We start from the raw sequence: 16,126 nt of genomic DNA, 5'->3' as shown, positions 1-16,126 counted from the left end.
GAGTTCAAAGGGGCCTGCGGGCCCCTTTTTTGTTTGCCGATGTTTGCTGTCCATCGGCCAGCGCCAGGTACTGGCTTCCGCTCAACAGCTTCCAATCGAATGCACCCGGTACCTCTTCAGTGTTCGGGTAAGGATATGAATAGATACTGTCGAGGACGGCTCGAGAATCGATTTTCGCCATCGCTTGCGACGGGGAGGAGGCCTTCAAATAGGTTTCGGCATCTTGGTTGCCGATGAAGTCGGCAGCCACATGAAAATGTATCTGAATCGGTCCGGCGCAGATGTTCATCCCGATGTCATGGCCGGATGCCGCGTAGAAAACCTTGGCCTGATCTGGAGTCCAAAGGCCGGCACCCAGGAACTCTGATGGCTTTGTCTTTCCGCTGAACCCGTCCAGGGAGAGTGCAAAGCGAGTGGTGAGAGCCTCCAAATCGCCTTTGAGGTAACTGGCCTGCTCAATTTGAAACCAGTTCATCTGGCGAGGCGGCGTGATATCAAAGGAAATTTCGAGCTTTCCGAACGTCCAGTAATCTGGATCGACATGCTCAGGCATGCCGAGCACTTCGATAATCTCGGCCATTGTCATGTCGGGGGAGATCGGCCCCAAGCTGCCGGTCTTCAAAAAGTCACGGAAAGACAGGAGTTGTTTTTTCATCAGGGCCACGAGGTTTTCGGTTTCAAGGTCAGCTGTAGCTGTTTTGCTGCCCAAATAGTCGGATTTCAGCGGCTTAGCCTTTCATTTTGCACAATCGTCGGGACAATGCCCCCGAACTTGCCTTGGAGGATTCGCGAATGCGCGCCAGAAGACTGCCCCTTGTTCTGCTTTTCGCCATCATGGCGTTTGCGGCCGCACCGGTGGTCAGGCAGGCATTGGCCGAGGAGACGAAGACCGATCCCGGCCTGTCCGATGTGCTGACCGACCTGCTGCATGGCGTGGAAGGCGAAAACGCCACGGCTGGTCCCGACAAGCGCGTACCCTTCGGCCGCGAGGAGGTGCAATTGTCGTTTGCGCCGCTGGTCAAGCAGACAGCCCCGGCCGTGGTCAACGTCTATGCCTCGCAGACGGCCAAGGTCACGTCGCCTTTCGACGGCGATCCGTTCTTCGAGGAATTCTTCGGTCGCTCGCAGCCGCGTGCACAGTCTTCGCTCGGCTCCGGCGTGCTGGTCGATCCGACCGGCGTCGTGGTCACCAATTACCACGTCATCAAGGATGCCGACCGGGTCAAGGTGGCGACCGCTGATGGGCGTGAGTTCGACAGCAAGGTGCTGCTCAAGGACGAGACACTCGACCTCGCCGTGCTCAAGATCACCTCGGACAAGCCGTTTCCGGTTATCGCCATCGGCGATTCCGACGCGCTTGAGGTCGGCGACCTGTTGCTGGCCATCGGCAACCCCTTCGGCGTCGGCCAGACCACCACCAGCGGCATCGTCTCGGCACTGGCCCGCAGCCATATCGGCGTCTCCGATTCCAGCTTCTTCATCCAGACCGACGCCGCCATCAATCCTGGCAATTCCGGCGGCGCGCTGATCAACATGGGCGGCCAGCTGGTCGGCATCAACACCGCCATCTACAGCCGCAGCGGCGGTTCGATCGGCATCGGCTTCGCCATTCCCTCGAATATGGTCCGCGCTTTTGCCGACGCGGCCAAGGCCGGGCTCGACTTCTTCGAACGGCCCTATATCGGCGCCGAGTTCGAATCGGTGACGCCGCAGATCGCCGAATCGCTCGGCATGGAGAAGCCGACCGGTGCGCTGGTCTCGTCGGTCGAGGCGACCGGTCCGGCCGGCAAGGCAGGACTCAAGCCCGGCGACGTGGTGCTGCAACTCAATGGCAAGCCGGTCGAGAGCATCGAAGCGCTGGACTACCGGATGGCGACGCTGTCGATCGGCACCACCGCCAATTTCGCGGTTTTGACCAAGGGCCAGCAGGCGGCGATGGATATTGCGCTGGAGCGTGCTCCGGAAGGCATGAAAGCTGCCGAGGTGACGCTGCATGGCCGCAGCCCGTTTTCGGGCGCCAAGGTCGCGGAGCTGTCGCCCCGGCTCGCGCAGCGGCTTGGCCTGCGCACGGACATCAAGGGCGTCACCGTGGTCGACATCAACCGTGATTCTCCGGCCGCCGATTTCGGCTTCCAGCCGGGCGACATCGTGCGCGAGGTGAACGGCACCACCATCGATACCGCGGCGACCCTGGAGTTGGCGGCCAGGACGGATACGCGCTGGTGGCGCTTTACCGTCGAGCGTGGCGGGCAGATAATGCGTCAGGTGTTGCGTTATTAGGGCTGGGTTCCGTGCATTCGGGCTCATGCTCCAACGAAAAAGAAGTGCATGGCCGATCTGTTCAGCGTCGATGAACCGGAAAAGACCCCGCCTGGGCGGCCGCTGGCCGACAGGCTGCGGCCGAGAAACCTTGGCGAGGTCGTCGGCCAGGAGCATCTGACCGGCCCTGACGGCGCGCTGACCCGGTTGATCGGTTCCGGCTCGCTCGGCTCGATGATCTTCTGGGGGCCGCCCGGCACCGGCAAGACCACCGTGGCGCGCCTGCTTGCCGGCGAAACCAGCCTGGCCTTCGAGCAGATATCGGCTGTCTTTTCCGGCGTCGCCGACCTGAAAAAGGTGTTCGAAGCGGCCAAATTGCGCCGCACCAATGGCCGCCAGACCTTGCTGTTCGTCGACGAGATCCATCGCTTCAACCGTGCCCAGCAGGACAGCTTTCTCCCGGTCATGGAGGACGGGACAGTCGTGCTGGTTGGCGCCACGACCGAAAACCCGTCCTTCGAACTGAATGCCGCTTTGTTGTCACGCGCGCGCGTTCTGGTCTTCCATTCGCTTGGCGAGGAGAGCATCTCCAAGCTGATGGTGCGGGCGGAGGAGACCGAGGGCAGGGCGCTGCCGCTCGACGACGAGGCGCGGACCATGCTCATCCGCATGAGCGATGGCGACGGCCGGGCCTCGCTGACGCTCGCGGAAGAAGTCTGGCGGGCAGCCAAACCCGGCGAGGTCTTCGATCCCGAGGGACTGCAGCGCATCGTCCAGCGCCGCGCGCCGATCTACGACAAGGGCCAGGACGGCCATTACAATCTGATCTCGGCGCTGCACAAATCGGTACGCGGTTCAGACCCTGACGCGGCTCTCTACTATCTCGCACGCATGTTCGATGCCGGCGAGGATCCGCTCTATCTAGGCCGCCGGCTGGTGCGCATGGCCATGGAAGACATCGGCCTTGCCGACCCGCAGGCGCTTGTCGTCGCCAATGCCGCCAAGGATGCCTACGACTATCTCGGCTCGCCCGAGGGCGAGCTGGCTTTTGCCGAGGCCACCGTCTATCTCGCCACCGCGCCCAAATCCAACGCCGTCTACAATGCTTTCAAGGCTGCCACGCGGGCCGCGAAGGAACACGGCTCGCTGCTGCCGCCCAAGCACATCCTCAACGCGCCGACAAAGCTGATGAAAGAGGAGGATTACGGCGCCGGCTATCGTTACGACCATGACGAGCCGGATGCCTTTTCGGGGCAGGATTATTTTCCCGAGAAGATGGGCCGCCAGACCTTCTATGATCCGCCCGAGCGCGGCTTCGAGCGCGACATCAGGAAGCGGCTCGACTATTGGGCGAAGCTGCGCAAGGAGCGGGAGTAGCAGGCTTGCGTGAGGCCGTTGGCCAGATCCACCAGGCAGCCAGCCGGCCACGATAGCAGGGCCGTTGTGTGGTAACCCAAAAAACCTTATCAAGGCGCACGACCGGGCGGTGGTCGTTGCCGTGATTTGGGCACTTCATTCGCAACAGGATCGCGCTCCGCGCGTGGAAAAATGACAAAAACCCTTCGCAAGTCCCTTCGCAAATTCGCCATTGCCATCCCGCTTCTCGCCCTTGGCTTCTATTTCATTCCCATCCTGACGACGATCTTCATCATCTGCGGCCTGATCGACGTGCTGCGCAACGACCGCAAGGATCTGTCGCTGTTCTCAGGCTATTTTCTCGGCAACGGCCTGTTCACCTGGCTGCTTTCGCCGTTCAATCTGCTGGTCGACCTCTTGTGCTACAGAAATCCAGGTGTCTGGAAGCTGGAGCAGTTTCCCGCCGACTATCAGCGCGAGGTCAACGAGGTCCTGGACATCTTCAAGGCGCGCAAAGATGAGATCATTGCCGATATCGACGCCAATTTCGGCGCCGGCCGGCGCGGCATGTATGTCTACCAGTGGTACGGTAAGCACAGGATCGACAACGTCGCCGAGTTCAACAAGGACTTCAAGTACATCAAGACCATAGCCGTTTCCGTCTTCAGCAAGCGCGAATCGACGTCTTGGCATTTCGGCCCGCTGCGGCTCAGCCTGCGCATCCTCTACAATCTGATCCCGGTTAAGTCGGAGATTTTCGTCGAGTGCGGCAACGTCAAGAATTATTGGTACGACAATCCGCTGTTCATCTTCGACGACACGCTGCTGCATCGCTCGGTCAACGAGTATGACGGACGCCGCTACTGCGTCTTCATGGACATCATCCGGCCGTCTCCGGTTCCCAGACTGATCGCGGGCATGCTCTCAATCGTCTCGGTCAGCGTCGAGCGCATCAATTCCATGTTCTACAAGAACTGGAAGATGATCGGTTCGACCAAGCCGAAGAATGCCGGCACGACCTGAGCTTTAGAAAACCGGCGCTGCCGGCGGCATTTGGGTGCTCTGCGTGTGAGACTTGGCCATCCTTGTGGCCGCTCATGCGCCGGAACGGCTCCTGGCTGCATGAACGGCGGCCCCGGGCTGACTTTGACAGTTCTGCCTCTTCTCCTTCTGGCGGCTTCAAGTGACGAAGAACAGATCTCTCGGATTTTGGGCAACGACATATGTGTGCACCGCTCTGCTGGGAGTTGCTCTTGCTCTCACCTATGTAGGGCTTGAGCAGCCTGTCTATTACTGGGACTTCGCTGCCTATTTCGACACGTTCAGCCGGCAAGGCACGCTCTTGATTCAGAGCCCTCTCGAGTGGCTCAGCCATTTGAGGACCTCGATCGCCACGGATGACTACAGTGCGGCGATCCTGGTGCCGCTGATGCCGTTTCACATCATTTTTGGCGATTCGAGGTTTTCCTATATCGCCGGAATAGTTGCTGTTTATCTGGTCCCGACCGCTCTTCTCATCGGCAGAATTAGCTATCTGGAGGCGGCGACCGGGACGTCTTCATGCCGAAGCTGGCTCACCGTATGGATTGCGGCCTTTCTCTACACGCCGTTCTGGGCGGCGACGCTCCGTGGGTTGCCTGACATTGCCGGCTGTCTCGCGCTTTGCGCGGCAACCTATTTTCTCTGGAAATCGAGGTTCCTGACCCATGAACCGGTGATCAGCGGAATACGTGTCGGCGTATGCCTGTGGTTGGCGTTCGTGCTGCGCCGCTGGCACGCCTATCCTGTCATCGGGCTCGGAATTTCCGCAGCCTTCTTCTGTTTTCTGCAGGTTGCCAAAGATCGGGACTTTCCGGCACTCCGCAATGCCGCCGTCGGAGGCCTGTGTGCGATCCTCGTGGTTGTCGGAGCCGCGCTGACCTTCCAGCAACCCTTGATCTTCAAGATACTGGGAACCAGCTATGGCGATCTTTACAGCGGATACAAGACGGACTTCGTTTCGCAGATTGTCCAGGTGGGATCCCGGCTCAGCTATGTGAACTGGCTGTTGATCGTATTTGGCCTTTACATCTCCATTATACGCCAAAACAGATTTTCCCTGTTCTGTGCCGTTGCTTCGGCACTCACCTTCGTCCTCTTCACCCGCATGCAGGACCCGGATCGCCATCATTCGGTGCCGGTATTTCTTTGGCTCTTTCCTACCTACGCCCAGGCAATCGTTGCGATCGTTTCGATGCCGGCACTGAGATCGCGATGGTCGAACGCCGCGATAGCCGTTGCCGCCGGGCTGGCGTTTTTCGGTACTTTTTTCCCGACTGGCCGCCAGGTTCTGTCGCCGATCAGCTACGTCTTTGCCAGGGAAGCCACGCTCCCGCTGCACCTCGACAATCTTCCAGAATACAGGCGCCTTATCGATGACCTTCTTGGAAAGATGGGACCTGGGGACCGGTTGTCGGTGTTTGCATCCAGCGGGATCATGAGCGATTCATTGCTGTATGAAATGGACAAGGACCTTTACCCTCGCATCGAGTGGGCTTGTCAGGTCGATAGTCGCGATCGATTCAGACCGGCGGCGTTGAAGTCCAAATACGTTGTCGTGACCGACCCGCCCGTTATCCATCTGCAGCAGGGCGCGCAGCTCTGTGTCTCGATACCGGACCAATACATCGTCGAGGGCAAAGGCATTGGCGCAGCATACAGGCGCATAGCGGCTTACCAGCTGTCCGGCGACGTCAAGGGCTACCTCTACGAACAGGTGCGCCCTATCGGCAAAACGGAGGTCGATGACCTCTATAACGAGTTCAGGAAAAAATATCCGGGATGGGCAACGCCTGAGTGGTGAGCTCGATCTGCGTGCGGTTGCGCCCGCAACGAGGGATTGACGGGGCAGCCGTGCGGGGGCAGTAAACGGTCATGTTCAATCTGTTTCTCGTCGTCGTCGGTGGCGGCATCGGTGCCGGAATTCGTCACCTTACCAACATCGGCGCGCTGCGTTTTGTCGGCCCCAGCTATCCCTGGGGCACGATGGCCATCAACATCATTGGCTCCTTCGCCATGGGGCTGTTCATCGCCTCCATGATGCGCCGTGGCGGATCGAACGAGGTCAGGCTGTTCGTTGCTACCGGCATTCTCGGCGGCTTCACCACCTTCTCCGCCTTTTCGCTCGATTTCGCGACGCTGTGGGAGCGGGGAGCCACGCTGCCTGCGCTGGCTTATGCCCTTGCCAGCGTCATTGGCGCCATTATCGCCCTGTTTCTGGGACTTTGGCTCGCAAGAAGCCTGCCTTAGTGCTATTGCCGCGCCAAGAACAGGCCGAGCTTCGCTCGGGAAACGGATAAGCGACAAAAAACATGGCAGGCGTTGAACAGATCACGGTGGAGGCCGGCGAGGCGGGCATGCGGCTCGACCGCTGGTTCAAGACCCATTTCCCGGGCCTTGGTTTCGGCCATTTGCAGAAGCTTCTGCGCTCCGGCCAGATCCGCGTCGATGGCGGACGGGTCAAGGCCGACACCCGTGTCGAGCCCGGCCAGATGGTTCGCGTCCCACCGCTCGAGGTCGACAAGAAGGGCGAGAGTGCGCTGACCGGCCACTCGATCCGCAACCAGGGCGATGCCGATGTCCTGTCGAAAATGCTGATCCATGAAGATCCCAAGGTTTTCGTCTTCAACAAGCCGGCGGGCCTTGCGGTGCAGGGCGGCTCGGGCGTCACCCGCAATGTCGACGACATGCTGGAGGCCTGGCGCAGCCAGAAGGGCGAGAAGCCCAGACTGGTTCACAGGCTCGACCGCGACACTTCAGGTGTTCTGGTCGTCGCCCGCACCCGGCTGGCCGCCATGAAGCTCTCGGAAGCGTTTCGCGCCCGCGAGACCAAGAAGACCTATTGGGCGCTGGTCAAGGGCGTGCCGCCCAAGCGCGAGGACAAGATCTCGACCTGGCTGATCAAGGAGCCGACGCCGGACGGTGACCGCGTGCGTGTCGCCGCGCATGGCGAAAAGGGCGCCGATCACGCCGTCTCCTACTACCGCATCATCGAGCAGGCTGCGCAGACGATGACCTGGCTTGAAATGGAGCCCTATACGGGCCGCACCCACCAGCTTCGTGTCCACGCCGCCTACATCGGCTGCCCGATCCTGGGCGATCCGAAATATTTCGAGGCCGACACCAACTGGGACTTTCCAGGGGGCATTCAAAACCGCCTGCATCTGCACGCCCGCCGCATCATCATTCCGCATCCCGACAAGGGCGTCATCGATGTCACCGCGCCAATGCCGCCGCACATGCGCCAGAGCTGGAACCTGATCGGCTTCGACGACGCCAGCGCGGAGGACTGATCGTGAGCGGCGCCAGTGACGCGCTCGACCGGCGCGACACGGTCGACATGGCCGCCGCCGCCATCATGGTCGGGCTGACCTTTTCCTGGGGGTTGAATTACGTCGCCGCCAAGATCTCCTACGCTGGTTATGACCCGGTCTTCCTGTCGATCGCGCGCTCGATCATCGGCGGCCTGTGTGTCTTTGCCTGGTGCCGGTGGCGCGGCATCGCGCTTTTCACGCGCGACGGGACCTTGCTCGCCGGCATCGTGGTTGGCGCGCTTTTCGGCATCGAGTTCCTTTGCCTTTATGTCGGCCTGGAGCATACGACCGTTGCCCGCAACACGCTGCTGGTCAACACGATGCCGTTCTGGATGCTGCTCGGCGGCCATTTCCTGCTCGGTGAGCAGATCACATTGAGGAAATTCCTTGGCCTGCTGCTGGCCTTTGCCGGCCTTGTCGCGGTGTTTTCCGACAAGCTTGGCGGCGGCGGAGACATGCTGTTCGGCGATCTGCTGAGCCTCGGCTCCGGATTCTTCTGGGCTTTGACCAACATCCTCATCAAGCGGTCGAAGCTGGTCGAGGCGAGCGCCGAGAAGCTTCTGCTTTACCAACTCGCCGGGGCAGCGATCGTCGGCATATTGGTGCTGCCTCTCGCCGGCCCGCCCGTTCGCGACCCGACCGTGCTGCCGACCTTGGCGCTGCTCTTCCAGGCTGTCTACATCGTCGCCTTCACCTATGTGCTGTGGTTCTGGCTGTTGCGGCGCTATCCGGCGTCAGGCCTGTCCAGTTTCACTTTCCTGTCGCCGGTTTTCGGCGTGCTGTGCGGCGCCATGTTCTTGAATGAGCCGCTGACCATGCGCATTTTCCTGGCACTTGGCCTGATTGCCGCCGGCCTGATCATCGTCAACCGGCCAGTGCGCAAGCTGACGCCGGTGTAAGAGAGACCTTCTATGCGTGACATCCTCAACGACCTTGAAGCGGGCAAATATCTTTCGGATCCGGATCCGGTGCGCCGCGCCCAAATCCAGATGAAGACGCCTCTGCCGAAGCGCTTCTACAAGACCGTCTCGGTCGCGCCGGTCGAAGGCGGCTTTGCCGTGCATCTCGACGGCAAGCCGGTGCGCACGCCGGGCAAGGCGCTGCTGGCAGTGCCTACCGAGGCGGCAGCCGCGCTCGTCGCCGACGAGTTCGCCACCCAAAGCGAGACCATCAATCCGGTGACCATGCCGGTGATGCGGCTTGTGAACACCGCCATCGATGGCGTCGCCAGCGACCCGCAGGCGGTGCTGGAAGACATTCTGCGCTTCGCCTCGTCCGATCTGCTCTGTTACCGCGCCGACGCGCCGCAAGGGCTGGTGGAGCGGCAGAACCAGCATTGGGACTCGGTGATAGACTGGGCGAGGGGAACACTTGGGGTGCGCTTCAATCTCGCCGAGGGGATCATCCATGTCGAGCAGCCGCGCGAGACCATCGCGGTGCTGGGCAGCCATCTTGCCCAGCGAACAGAGCCGCTGCGTCTCGCCGCCATCCATGTGATGACGTCGCTCACAGGTTCGGCGCTGCTGGCGCTGGCTGTCGATTTCGGCGAGATCGACGCTGAGGCTGCATGGGCCGCGGCTCATGTCGACGAGGACTGGCAGATCGAGCATTGGGGGCAGGACGCCGAAGCCGTTGCCCGCCGCGCGGCTCGCAAGCACGACATGATGGCTGCTGTCGGCCTGCTGGAAGCGCTCAAGGGCTAAGGGTTTCCCAGTTCGCCCGGTTTCATCCCGCAGCGCACCTAATACCAAAGTCATAATCCCAAAGACGCGCTGCCTTTGGCGGGCGCTTTCTGTCATTTTTCCCGAATGGCTGTCGTTGAGTCCGTGCTCGGAGGAGAACGCGGACGGTGTCGCGCAGCATCGAGAACGGGTCTCACGGGAGGATAACGAAATGGCAATAGCATCGACCGCCGGCGGAGCAAGCCGCGCCATGACGCGGGAGGAGAAGAAAGTCATCTTCGCTTCCTCGCTCGGCACCGTTTTCGAATGGTATGATTTCTATCTCTACGGCTCGCTGGCAGTGTTCATTGGTTCGACCTTTTTCAGTCCAGCCATCCCGGAAGCGACCCGCAATATCTTCGCGCTGCTGGCCTTCGCTGCCGGCTTCCTGGTGCGCCCGTTCGGCGCATTGCTGTTCGGCCGCATCGGCGATCTTGTCGGCCGTAAATATACCTTCCTCGTCACCATGACGATCATGGGCCTGTCGACCTTCCTGGTCGGCTTGCTGCCTGGCTATGCGACCTTGGGCATCGCCGCTCCGGTGATCCTGATCATCCTGCGCATGCTGCAGGGTCTGGCACTGGGTGGCGAATATGGCGGCGCGGCCACTTACGTCGCCGAACATGCGCCGGACAACCGGCGCGGCTACTACACCTCGTGGATCCAGACCACGGCGACGCTGGGCCTGTTCCTGTCGCTGGTTGTGATCCTGATCGTACAGGCTTCATTGAGCAAGGAAAACTATGCTGCCTGGGGCTGGCGTATTCCGTTCCTCGTATCCTTCCTGCTGCTAGGCATCTCGATCTGGATCCGGCTTTCGCTTTCCGAATCGCCGACCTTCCAGCGCATGAAGGATGAGGGCAAGGGCTCCAAGGCGCCGCTGACGGAAGCCTTCGGTCAATGGAAGAATGCCAAGATCGCACTGCTGGCGCTGCTCGGCCTCACCGCCGGTCAGGCCGTGGTCTGGTATAACGGCCAGTTCTATGCGCTGTTCTTCCTGACCAACGTGCTCAAGGTCGACGCGCAATCGGTCAACATCATGATCGCGATCGCCCTGGCAGTAGGCTCGATCTTCTTCGTCGTCTTCGGCTGGCTCTCCGACAAGATCGGCCGCAAGCCGATCATCATGGCGGGCCTTGCCTTAGCGATTGTATGCACCTTCCCGCTGTTCAAGGCACTGACCTGGGCTGCCAATCCGGCGCTTGCCACAGCCCAGCAGAACACGCGGGCGACGGTGACGGCGGCACCTGGAGATTGCAAGTTCCAGTTCAATCCGGTGGGTACCGCGAAGTTCACGACATCCTGCGATATCGCGACCTCGTTCCTGACCAAGAACTCGGTTCCCTATGACGTCGTGTCGACGGCCGCCGCCGGCACACCCGCATCTGTCAAGATCGGCAACGAGACGGTCGAGTCCTATGACGCCATCGCCGCCGGCGATCAGGCCAAGGCCAAGGAAACCGCCTTCATCAAGGCCGTCAACATGTCGCTGCAGGACGGCGGCTATCCGCTGAAGCGCGCGGCAGCCAAGGTTGCGGACCAGAAGCTCGATGCGTTTGTTGCCGCCAACCCGGAACTGAAGCTGGATGCCGCTGCCATCCGTGCCGGTGAGAAGGCGACGGTGCCGATCGACCAGGCAGTCAAGGACAAGCTGCTGACCACCGACGAGGCGGCGGGCGCACCCGAAGTCACCGTCTACAACATTCCGGGTGGTGGCGCGTTCGCCATGTTCGCCGATCCTGCAGCAGTGAACTGGCCAATGACGATCGGCATCCTGTTCATCCTGGTGCTGTTCGTGACCATGGTCTATGGGCCGATCGCGGCGATCCTGGTCGAGATGTTCCCGACCCGCATTCGCTACACCGGCATGTCGTTGCCCTATCACATCGGCAATGGCTGGTTCGGCGGCCTGCTGCCGGCAACCGTGTTCGCGCTCAGCGCCTATAAGGGCGACATCTACTATGGCCTTTGGTATCCGGTGGTGATCGCGGCGATAACGCTGGTCATCGGCATGATCTTCGTCAAGGATACGCTCGGCACCGACCTGCACGCCAAGGAGTAGGCAGGCCCGGTGTTCAAAAGAAAGCCCGGCGCGAGCAATCGCGCCGGGCTTTCTCTTTTCAGGCCAATTCGTTGGCGAGGGCTGCTGCCCTTTGTGTCAGCTCTTGCGGCCCCGGGTCTCATCCTCGATGGCTGCCTCATGGTACCAGCCGTCGCCGAAGTCTGCGCGGGCACCACGCAGCGAGGCAAGCTCTGCCGCAAACTTAGCCTTGCCGCTCAAATTTGAGGCAGCGGCGCGCGCTGCCACCGGGAACATCAAAATTGTGGCCGACGGTCGTGTGGAAATGATTTCCATTGCCGGGTTCCTTTCTTCTGCCGAACCTTTTCGATTCAACTTGATCCGAAGATAAGGTCTGCAATCAAGTTAGGCAATATGCCTATGAAAAGATCAGCAATTGCACACTATTTGTGCAAAGAACGACTGTGATTGATCGGAACGCATCGCTTAGGCGGATCACCGACTTCGAGTGGATACCGGGTCAATTTTGCCGCACCCTTCACACCAAGAATGGCACACGAATTGCATTTTAAGAATGCGGCAGGCCGGCTGCTGACGGCAGACGCATGTCGACGCCGTTCAGTGTTCGGTGATCAAGCAACGAGAGGCTAGAATGACGAAATACAAGCTCGAGTATATCTGGCTCGATGGATATACCCCGGTCCCCAACCTTCGCGGCAAGACGCAGATCAAGGAATTCGCCGAATTCCCTGATCTCGAGCAGTTGCCGCTGTGGGGCTTCGATGGTTCCTCGACCCAGCAGGCCGAAGGGCACAGCTCCGATTGCGTGCTGAAGCCGGTTGCGGTCTATCCGGATCCCGCCCGTACCAACGGCGTGCTGGTCATGTGCGAAGTCATGATGCCCGATGGCGTCACGCCGCATGCCTCCAACAAGCGCGCCACCATCCTCGATGACGAGGGCGCCTGGTTCGGCTTCGAGCAGGAATATTTCTTCTACAAGGACGGCCGGCCGCTCGGCTTCCCCGAGAGCGGCTATCCCGCACCCCAGGGTCCGTACTACACCGGCGTCGGCTATTCCAATGTCGGCTCCGTCGCGCGCCAGATCGTCGAGGAGCATCTCGACCTCTGCCTCGCCGCCGGCATCAACCACGAGGGCATCAACGCCGAAGTTGCCAAGGGCCAGTGGGAATTCCAGATTTTCGGCAAGGGCTCCAAGAAAGCCGCCGACCAGATGTGGATGGCCCGCTACCTCATGCAGCGCCTGACCGAGAAGTACGGCATCGACATCGAATACCACTGCAAGCCGCTCGGCGACACCGACTGGAATGGCTCTGGCATGCACGCCAACTTCTCGACCGCCTATATGCGCGAAGTCGGCGGCAAGGCCTATTTCGAAGCGCTGATGGCGGCCTTCGACAAGAACCTGATGGATCACATCGCCGTCTATGGCCCGGACAACGACAAGCGTTTGACCGGCAAGCACGAGACCGCGCCGTGGAACCGGTTCAGCTATGGCATTGCCGACCGTGGCGCCTCGATCCGCGTGCCGCATTCCTTCATCAAGAGCGACTACAAGGGTTATCTGGAAGACCGCCGTCCGAACTCGCAGGGCGACCCCTACCAGATCGCCTCGCAGATCCTGAAGACGATCGCCTCGGTTCCGGCAAGCGCTCAGGTTTCGGCCGCCGCGTAAGCGTTTCGGACTGCATGACAAGATGACCCCGGCGTTTCGCGCCGGGGTTCTTTTTTGGCCGTTACCCGGCTGACGGCATTCCTGGTAAAACATACCCAGAAAAAGTCAGGGAATTCACGCGGTCGCAAATCGCCCGGAAGTTCTGGCCGCAGCCATGTGAGCCTCCGGCGATCACTCCCTATAAAGCCCGGAAAAGCGCCTTTTCCAGCCCTTATCTGGGGCAATGGACCTTCCATAAGCATCTGTTCATACAGCAGAATCGGTCATTCGCGGCCCGGCTTGCAGCGTTGACAGATCACGCTACGGCATGCGTATTCGCAGGCCTTGGGGTTACGTCACGCAATGCTGTTCGGACGGGCGGGGTTTTCTGAACGGCGGCATTGGCGTGGGCGCCGGACGAGCGGTCACTGTAGCCTGAGACAGTGCTCCGCTCGCTCCTGGCTCCAACGTTGGCGACCGACCGGCCGCCTTGATCTTCACCGGACATCGCCGAGTAGTGATTGAAGTCACCGGACCGACGCGCTCAGGCCGGCCGCTCCGATGGACCGTGGGTCCAGAATCCAGGCATCGTATGATCGTCGAAGACGAAAGACCAATATGGCTGTCCATGCGTGGCTGCCGCGCAGGCGAGACATGCCGGTCAGCTGGCAATTCCTATTGGAGCGCAGCAAAAAGCCCTTGAAAGAGGGAAGTCTTTCAAGGGCTTGGTTATTATGGCGTATCTTAGTCTGAGCTTGAAGCCTCAGACAGAGTAATACATATCGTATTCGACCGGATGCGGGGTCATTTCGAAGCGCATCACTTCGGCCATCTTCAGCTCGATGTAGCTGTCGATCTGGTCGTCGTCGAAGACGCCGCCGGCTTTCAGGAAGCCGCGGTCCTTGTCGAGGCTTTGCAGGGCTTCGCGCAGCGAGCCGCAGACGGTCGGGATCTTCTTCAGTTCCTTCGGCGGCAGGTCGTAGAGATCCTTGTCCATCGGCTGGCCGGGATGGATCTTGTTCTTGATACCGTCGAGGCCGGCCATCAGCAGCGCGGAGAAGGCGAGGTAGGGGTTCGCGCCCGGATCGGGGAAGCGGACCTCGACGCGCTTGGCCTTCGGCGACGAGCCGAACGGGATACGGCAGGACGCCGAGCGGTTGCGCGCCGAATAGGCGAGCAGAACCGGCGCTTCGTAACCCGGCACCAGGCGCTTGTAGGAATTGGTCAGCGGGTTGGTGAATGCGTTGATCGCCTTGGCATGCTTGATGACGCCGCCGATGAAGAACAGGCAGCTTTCCGACAGACCGGCATATTCATTGCCGGCGAAGGTCGGCTTGCCGTTCTTCCAGATCGACATGTGGACGTGCATGCCCGAGCCGTTGTCGCCGAAGATCGGCTTCGGCATGAAGGTCGCCGTCTTGCCGTAGGCATTGGCGACCTGGTGCACGACATATTTGTAGATCAGCATCTTGTCGGCGTTGCGTACCAGTGCGTCGAACTTGATGCCGAGTTCGTGCTGCGCCGCCGCCACCTCATGGTGATGCTTTTCGACGCGCACGCCCATCTCGGCGAGCACGGTCAGCATTTCCGAGCGCATGTCCTGCGCGCTGTCGATCGGCGGCACCGGGAAGTAGCCTCCCTTGACGCGCGGACGGTGGCCGAGATTGCCGGTCTCGTAGTCGGTGTCGTCGTTCGACGGCAGTTCCGTGGAGTCGAGCTTGAAACCGGTGTTGTAGGGATCGGCCTTGTACTTCACGTCGTCGAAGACGAAAAATTCGGCTTCCGGGCCGACAAAGATGGTGTCGCCGATGCCTTCGGCCTTCATGTAAGCCTCGGCCTTCTTGGCCGTGCCGCGCGGATCGCGGTTGTAGGATTCACCCGAAACCGGATCGAGGATGTCGCACAGGATGACCATGGTTGACTGGGCGAAGAACGGATCCATGTGAACCGTTTCCGGGTCGGGCATCAGCACCATGTCGGACTCGTTGATGGCCTTCCAGCCGGCAATCGACGAGCCGTCGAACATCACGCCATCGGCGAACATGTCTTCCTCGACCTCGATGACATCCATCGTCACGTGTTGCAGCTTGCCCTTCGGGTCTGTGAAGCGCAGGTCGACGAATTTCACGTCGTTGTCCTTGATCTGCTTCATGATGTCTTTGGCTGTCGTCATGTCGTGTATCCCTGTGTGATGACTTTTTTTGATGATGACGTTTTCAGGAGGATGGGGCGGTCGGTTCAGACCGCGTCCATGCCCGTTTCGCCGGTGCGGATCCGCACGACTTCCTCGATGTTGGAGACGAAGATCTTGCCGTCACCGATGCGGCCCGTCTGGGCCGCCTTGCGGATGGCCTCGATGGCGCCTTCGACCGCGTCGTCGCCAAGCACGACCTCGATCTTCACCTTGGGCAGGAAATCGACGACATATTCGGCGCCGCGGTAGAGTTCGGTATGGCCCTTCTGACGACCGAAGCCCTTTGCCTCGGTGACGGTTATGCCTTGCAGTCCGGCCTCCTGAAGCGCTTCCTTCACTTCGTCCAGCTTGAATGGCTTGATGATCGCTTCGATCTTTTTCATGTAAAAAGTGGCCTCCACTGCCAAAAAAACGGGTTGTGACCCCCCGCTTGCGCCTCCATCAAGCACGAACTGTGCCAATTCAGCGGATTCGAAGCGGTCTCATAAGATTTCAAAGCCGCGCCGCACCGGGATGCAAATTCGCGTCATTCGCTGCACCGGAAGCGGCATG

The 16,126-nt window shown here is 60.5% G+C and carries 14 protein-coding genes; 10 read left to right on the top strand and 4 right to left on the bottom strand.

Annotation, left to right across the window (positions count from 1 at the left end; genetic code table 11):
- Positions 1–4 precede the first annotated feature (4 nt).
- Positions 5–709: a hypothetical protein gene (locus NP503_RS26850; RefSeq protein WP_127271593.1), complete on the bottom strand. Its 705-nt coding sequence runs from the start codon at positions 707–709 to the stop codon at positions 5–7.
- An 83-nt stretch (positions 710–792) separates the two neighbouring features.
- On the opposite strand from NP503_RS26850, the gene NP503_RS26845 reads away from it, so the two are divergent.
- The 9 genes from NP503_RS26845 to NP503_RS26805 all read left to right on the top strand — a co-directional run bounded on the left by NP503_RS26845 (position 793) and on the right by NP503_RS26805 (position 11,750).
- Positions 793–2,280, top strand: coding sequence for a DegQ family serine endoprotease (locus NP503_RS26845; RefSeq protein WP_127268775.1), 1,488 nt, complete (start codon positions 793–795; stop codon positions 2,278–2,280).
- A gap of 48 nt (positions 2,281–2,328) precedes the next feature.
- A complete protein-coding gene (locus NP503_RS26840; protein ID WP_127268774.1) occupies positions 2,329–3,636 on the top strand; it encodes a replication-associated recombination protein A in 1,308 nt (435 codons plus the stop codon).
- A 171-nt stretch (positions 3,637–3,807) separates the two neighbouring features.
- Positions 3,808–4,638 (top strand): aspartyl/asparaginyl beta-hydroxylase domain-containing protein, encoded by an 831-nt coding sequence (locus NP503_RS26835; protein WP_127268773.1) that lies wholly within the window; start codon positions 3,808–3,810, stop codon positions 4,636–4,638.
- 160 nt (positions 4,639–4,798) lie between these two features.
- Positions 4,799–6,457 carry a hypothetical protein gene (locus NP503_RS26830; protein WP_127268772.1) on the top strand — a complete coding sequence of 553 codons (1,659 nt, stop codon included), beginning with the start codon at positions 4,799–4,801 and terminating at the stop codon, positions 6,455–6,457.
- Between the two features lie 71 nt (positions 6,458–6,528).
- Positions 6,529–6,903: a fluoride efflux transporter CrcB gene (gene crcB, locus NP503_RS26825; protein WP_127268771.1), complete on the top strand. Its 375-nt coding sequence runs from the start codon at positions 6,529–6,531 to the stop codon at positions 6,901–6,903.
- A gap of 62 nt (positions 6,904–6,965) precedes the next feature.
- Positions 6,966–7,946 (top strand): RluA family pseudouridine synthase, encoded by a 981-nt coding sequence (locus NP503_RS26820; protein ID WP_127271590.1) that lies wholly within the window; start codon positions 6,966–6,968, stop codon positions 7,944–7,946.
- Positions 7,947–7,993: 47 nt separating this feature from the next.
- Positions 7,994–8,866, top strand: a complete 873-nt coding sequence (locus tag NP503_RS26815) for a DMT family transporter (RefSeq protein WP_164748929.1) — start codon at positions 7,994–7,996, stop codon at positions 8,864–8,866.
- Between the two features lie 12 nt (positions 8,867–8,878).
- Entirely contained in the window at positions 8,879–9,670 is a 792-nt protein-coding gene (locus tag NP503_RS26810) for an ATP12 family chaperone protein (RefSeq protein ID WP_127270981.1), read from the top strand.
- Positions 9,671–9,860: 190 nt separating this feature from the next.
- Positions 9,861–11,750 (top strand): MFS transporter, encoded by a 1,890-nt coding sequence (locus NP503_RS26805; RefSeq protein ID WP_127276400.1) that lies wholly within the window; start codon positions 9,861–9,863, stop codon positions 11,748–11,750.
- Positions 11,751–11,846: 96 nt separating this feature from the next.
- Here the strand turns inward: NP503_RS26805 and NP503_RS26800 are convergent, their stop codons facing one another.
- Positions 11,847–12,044, bottom strand: a complete 198-nt coding sequence (locus NP503_RS26800) for a DUF2735 domain-containing protein (protein WP_127269123.1) — start codon at positions 12,042–12,044, stop codon at positions 11,847–11,849.
- 316 nt (positions 12,045–12,360) lie between these two features.
- Between NP503_RS26800 and NP503_RS26795 the strand changes: the two genes are divergently transcribed.
- Complete coding sequence (locus tag NP503_RS26795) at positions 12,361–13,401, top strand: glutamine synthetase beta-grasp domain-containing protein (RefSeq protein ID WP_127260164.1); 1,041 nt, start codon at positions 12,361–12,363, stop codon at positions 13,399–13,401.
- A gap of 742 nt (positions 13,402–14,143) precedes the next feature.
- Here NP503_RS26795 and glnA read toward each other — a convergent pair.
- Positions 14,144–15,553 carry a type I glutamate--ammonia ligase gene (gene glnA, locus NP503_RS26790; RefSeq protein ID WP_127269124.1) on the bottom strand — a complete coding sequence of 470 codons (1,410 nt, stop codon included), beginning with the start codon at positions 15,551–15,553 and terminating at the stop codon, positions 14,144–14,146.
- 65 nt (positions 15,554–15,618) lie between these two features.
- Positions 15,619–15,957, bottom strand: a complete 339-nt coding sequence (locus NP503_RS26785) for a P-II family nitrogen regulator (protein ID WP_006205430.1) — start codon at positions 15,955–15,957, stop codon at positions 15,619–15,621.
- Between the last annotated feature and the right edge of the window lie 169 nt (positions 15,958–16,126).

The organism is Mesorhizobium sp. SEMIA396 (assembly GCF_024518615.1).
GTDB lineage: Bacteria > Pseudomonadota > Alphaproteobacteria > Rhizobiales > Rhizobiaceae > Mesorhizobium.
The sequence above is the reverse complement of the archived record's forward strand: the minus strand, read 5'-3'. Positions and strand labels throughout refer to the sequence as shown.

Bases quoted from the DNA above. Each gene is read 5' to 3' on its own strand.
- NP503_RS26845 (WP_127268775.1), top strand. From the start codon at position 793: ATGCGCGCCAGAAGACTGCCCCTTGTTCTGCTTTTCGCCATCATGGCG.
- NP503_RS26840 (WP_127268774.1), top strand. From the start codon at position 2,329: ATGGCCGATCTGTTCAGCGTCGATGAACCGGAAAAGACCCCGCCTGGG.
- NP503_RS26835 (WP_127268773.1), top strand. From the start codon at position 3,808: ATGACAAAAACCCTTCGCAAGTCCCTTCGCAAATTCGCCATTGCCATC.
- crcB (WP_127268771.1), top strand. From the start codon at position 6,529: ATGTTCAATCTGTTTCTCGTCGTCGTCGGTGGCGGCATCGGTGCCGGA.
- NP503_RS26820 (WP_127271590.1), top strand. From the start codon at position 6,966: ATGGCAGGCGTTGAACAGATCACGGTGGAGGCCGGCGAGGCGGGCATG.
- NP503_RS26815 (WP_164748929.1), top strand. From the start codon at position 7,994: ATGGCCGCCGCCGCCATCATGGTCGGGCTGACCTTTTCCTGGGGGTTG.
- NP503_RS26810 (WP_127270981.1), top strand. From the start codon at position 8,879: ATGCGTGACATCCTCAACGACCTTGAAGCGGGCAAATATCTTTCGGAT.
- NP503_RS26805 (WP_127276400.1), top strand. From the start codon at position 9,861: ATGGCAATAGCATCGACCGCCGGCGGAGCAAGCCGCGCCATGACGCGG.
- NP503_RS26800 (WP_127269123.1), bottom strand. From the start codon at position 12,044: ATGGAAATCATTTCCACACGACCGTCGGCCACAATTTTGATGTTCCCG.
- NP503_RS26795 (WP_127260164.1), top strand. From the start codon at position 12,361: ATGACGAAATACAAGCTCGAGTATATCTGGCTCGATGGATATACCCCG.
- glnA (WP_127269124.1), bottom strand. From the start codon at position 15,553: ATGACGACAGCCAAAGACATCATGAAGCAGATCAAGGACAACGACGTG.
- NP503_RS26785 (WP_006205430.1), bottom strand. From the start codon at position 15,957: ATGAAAAAGATCGAAGCGATCATCAAGCCATTCAAGCTGGACGAAGTG.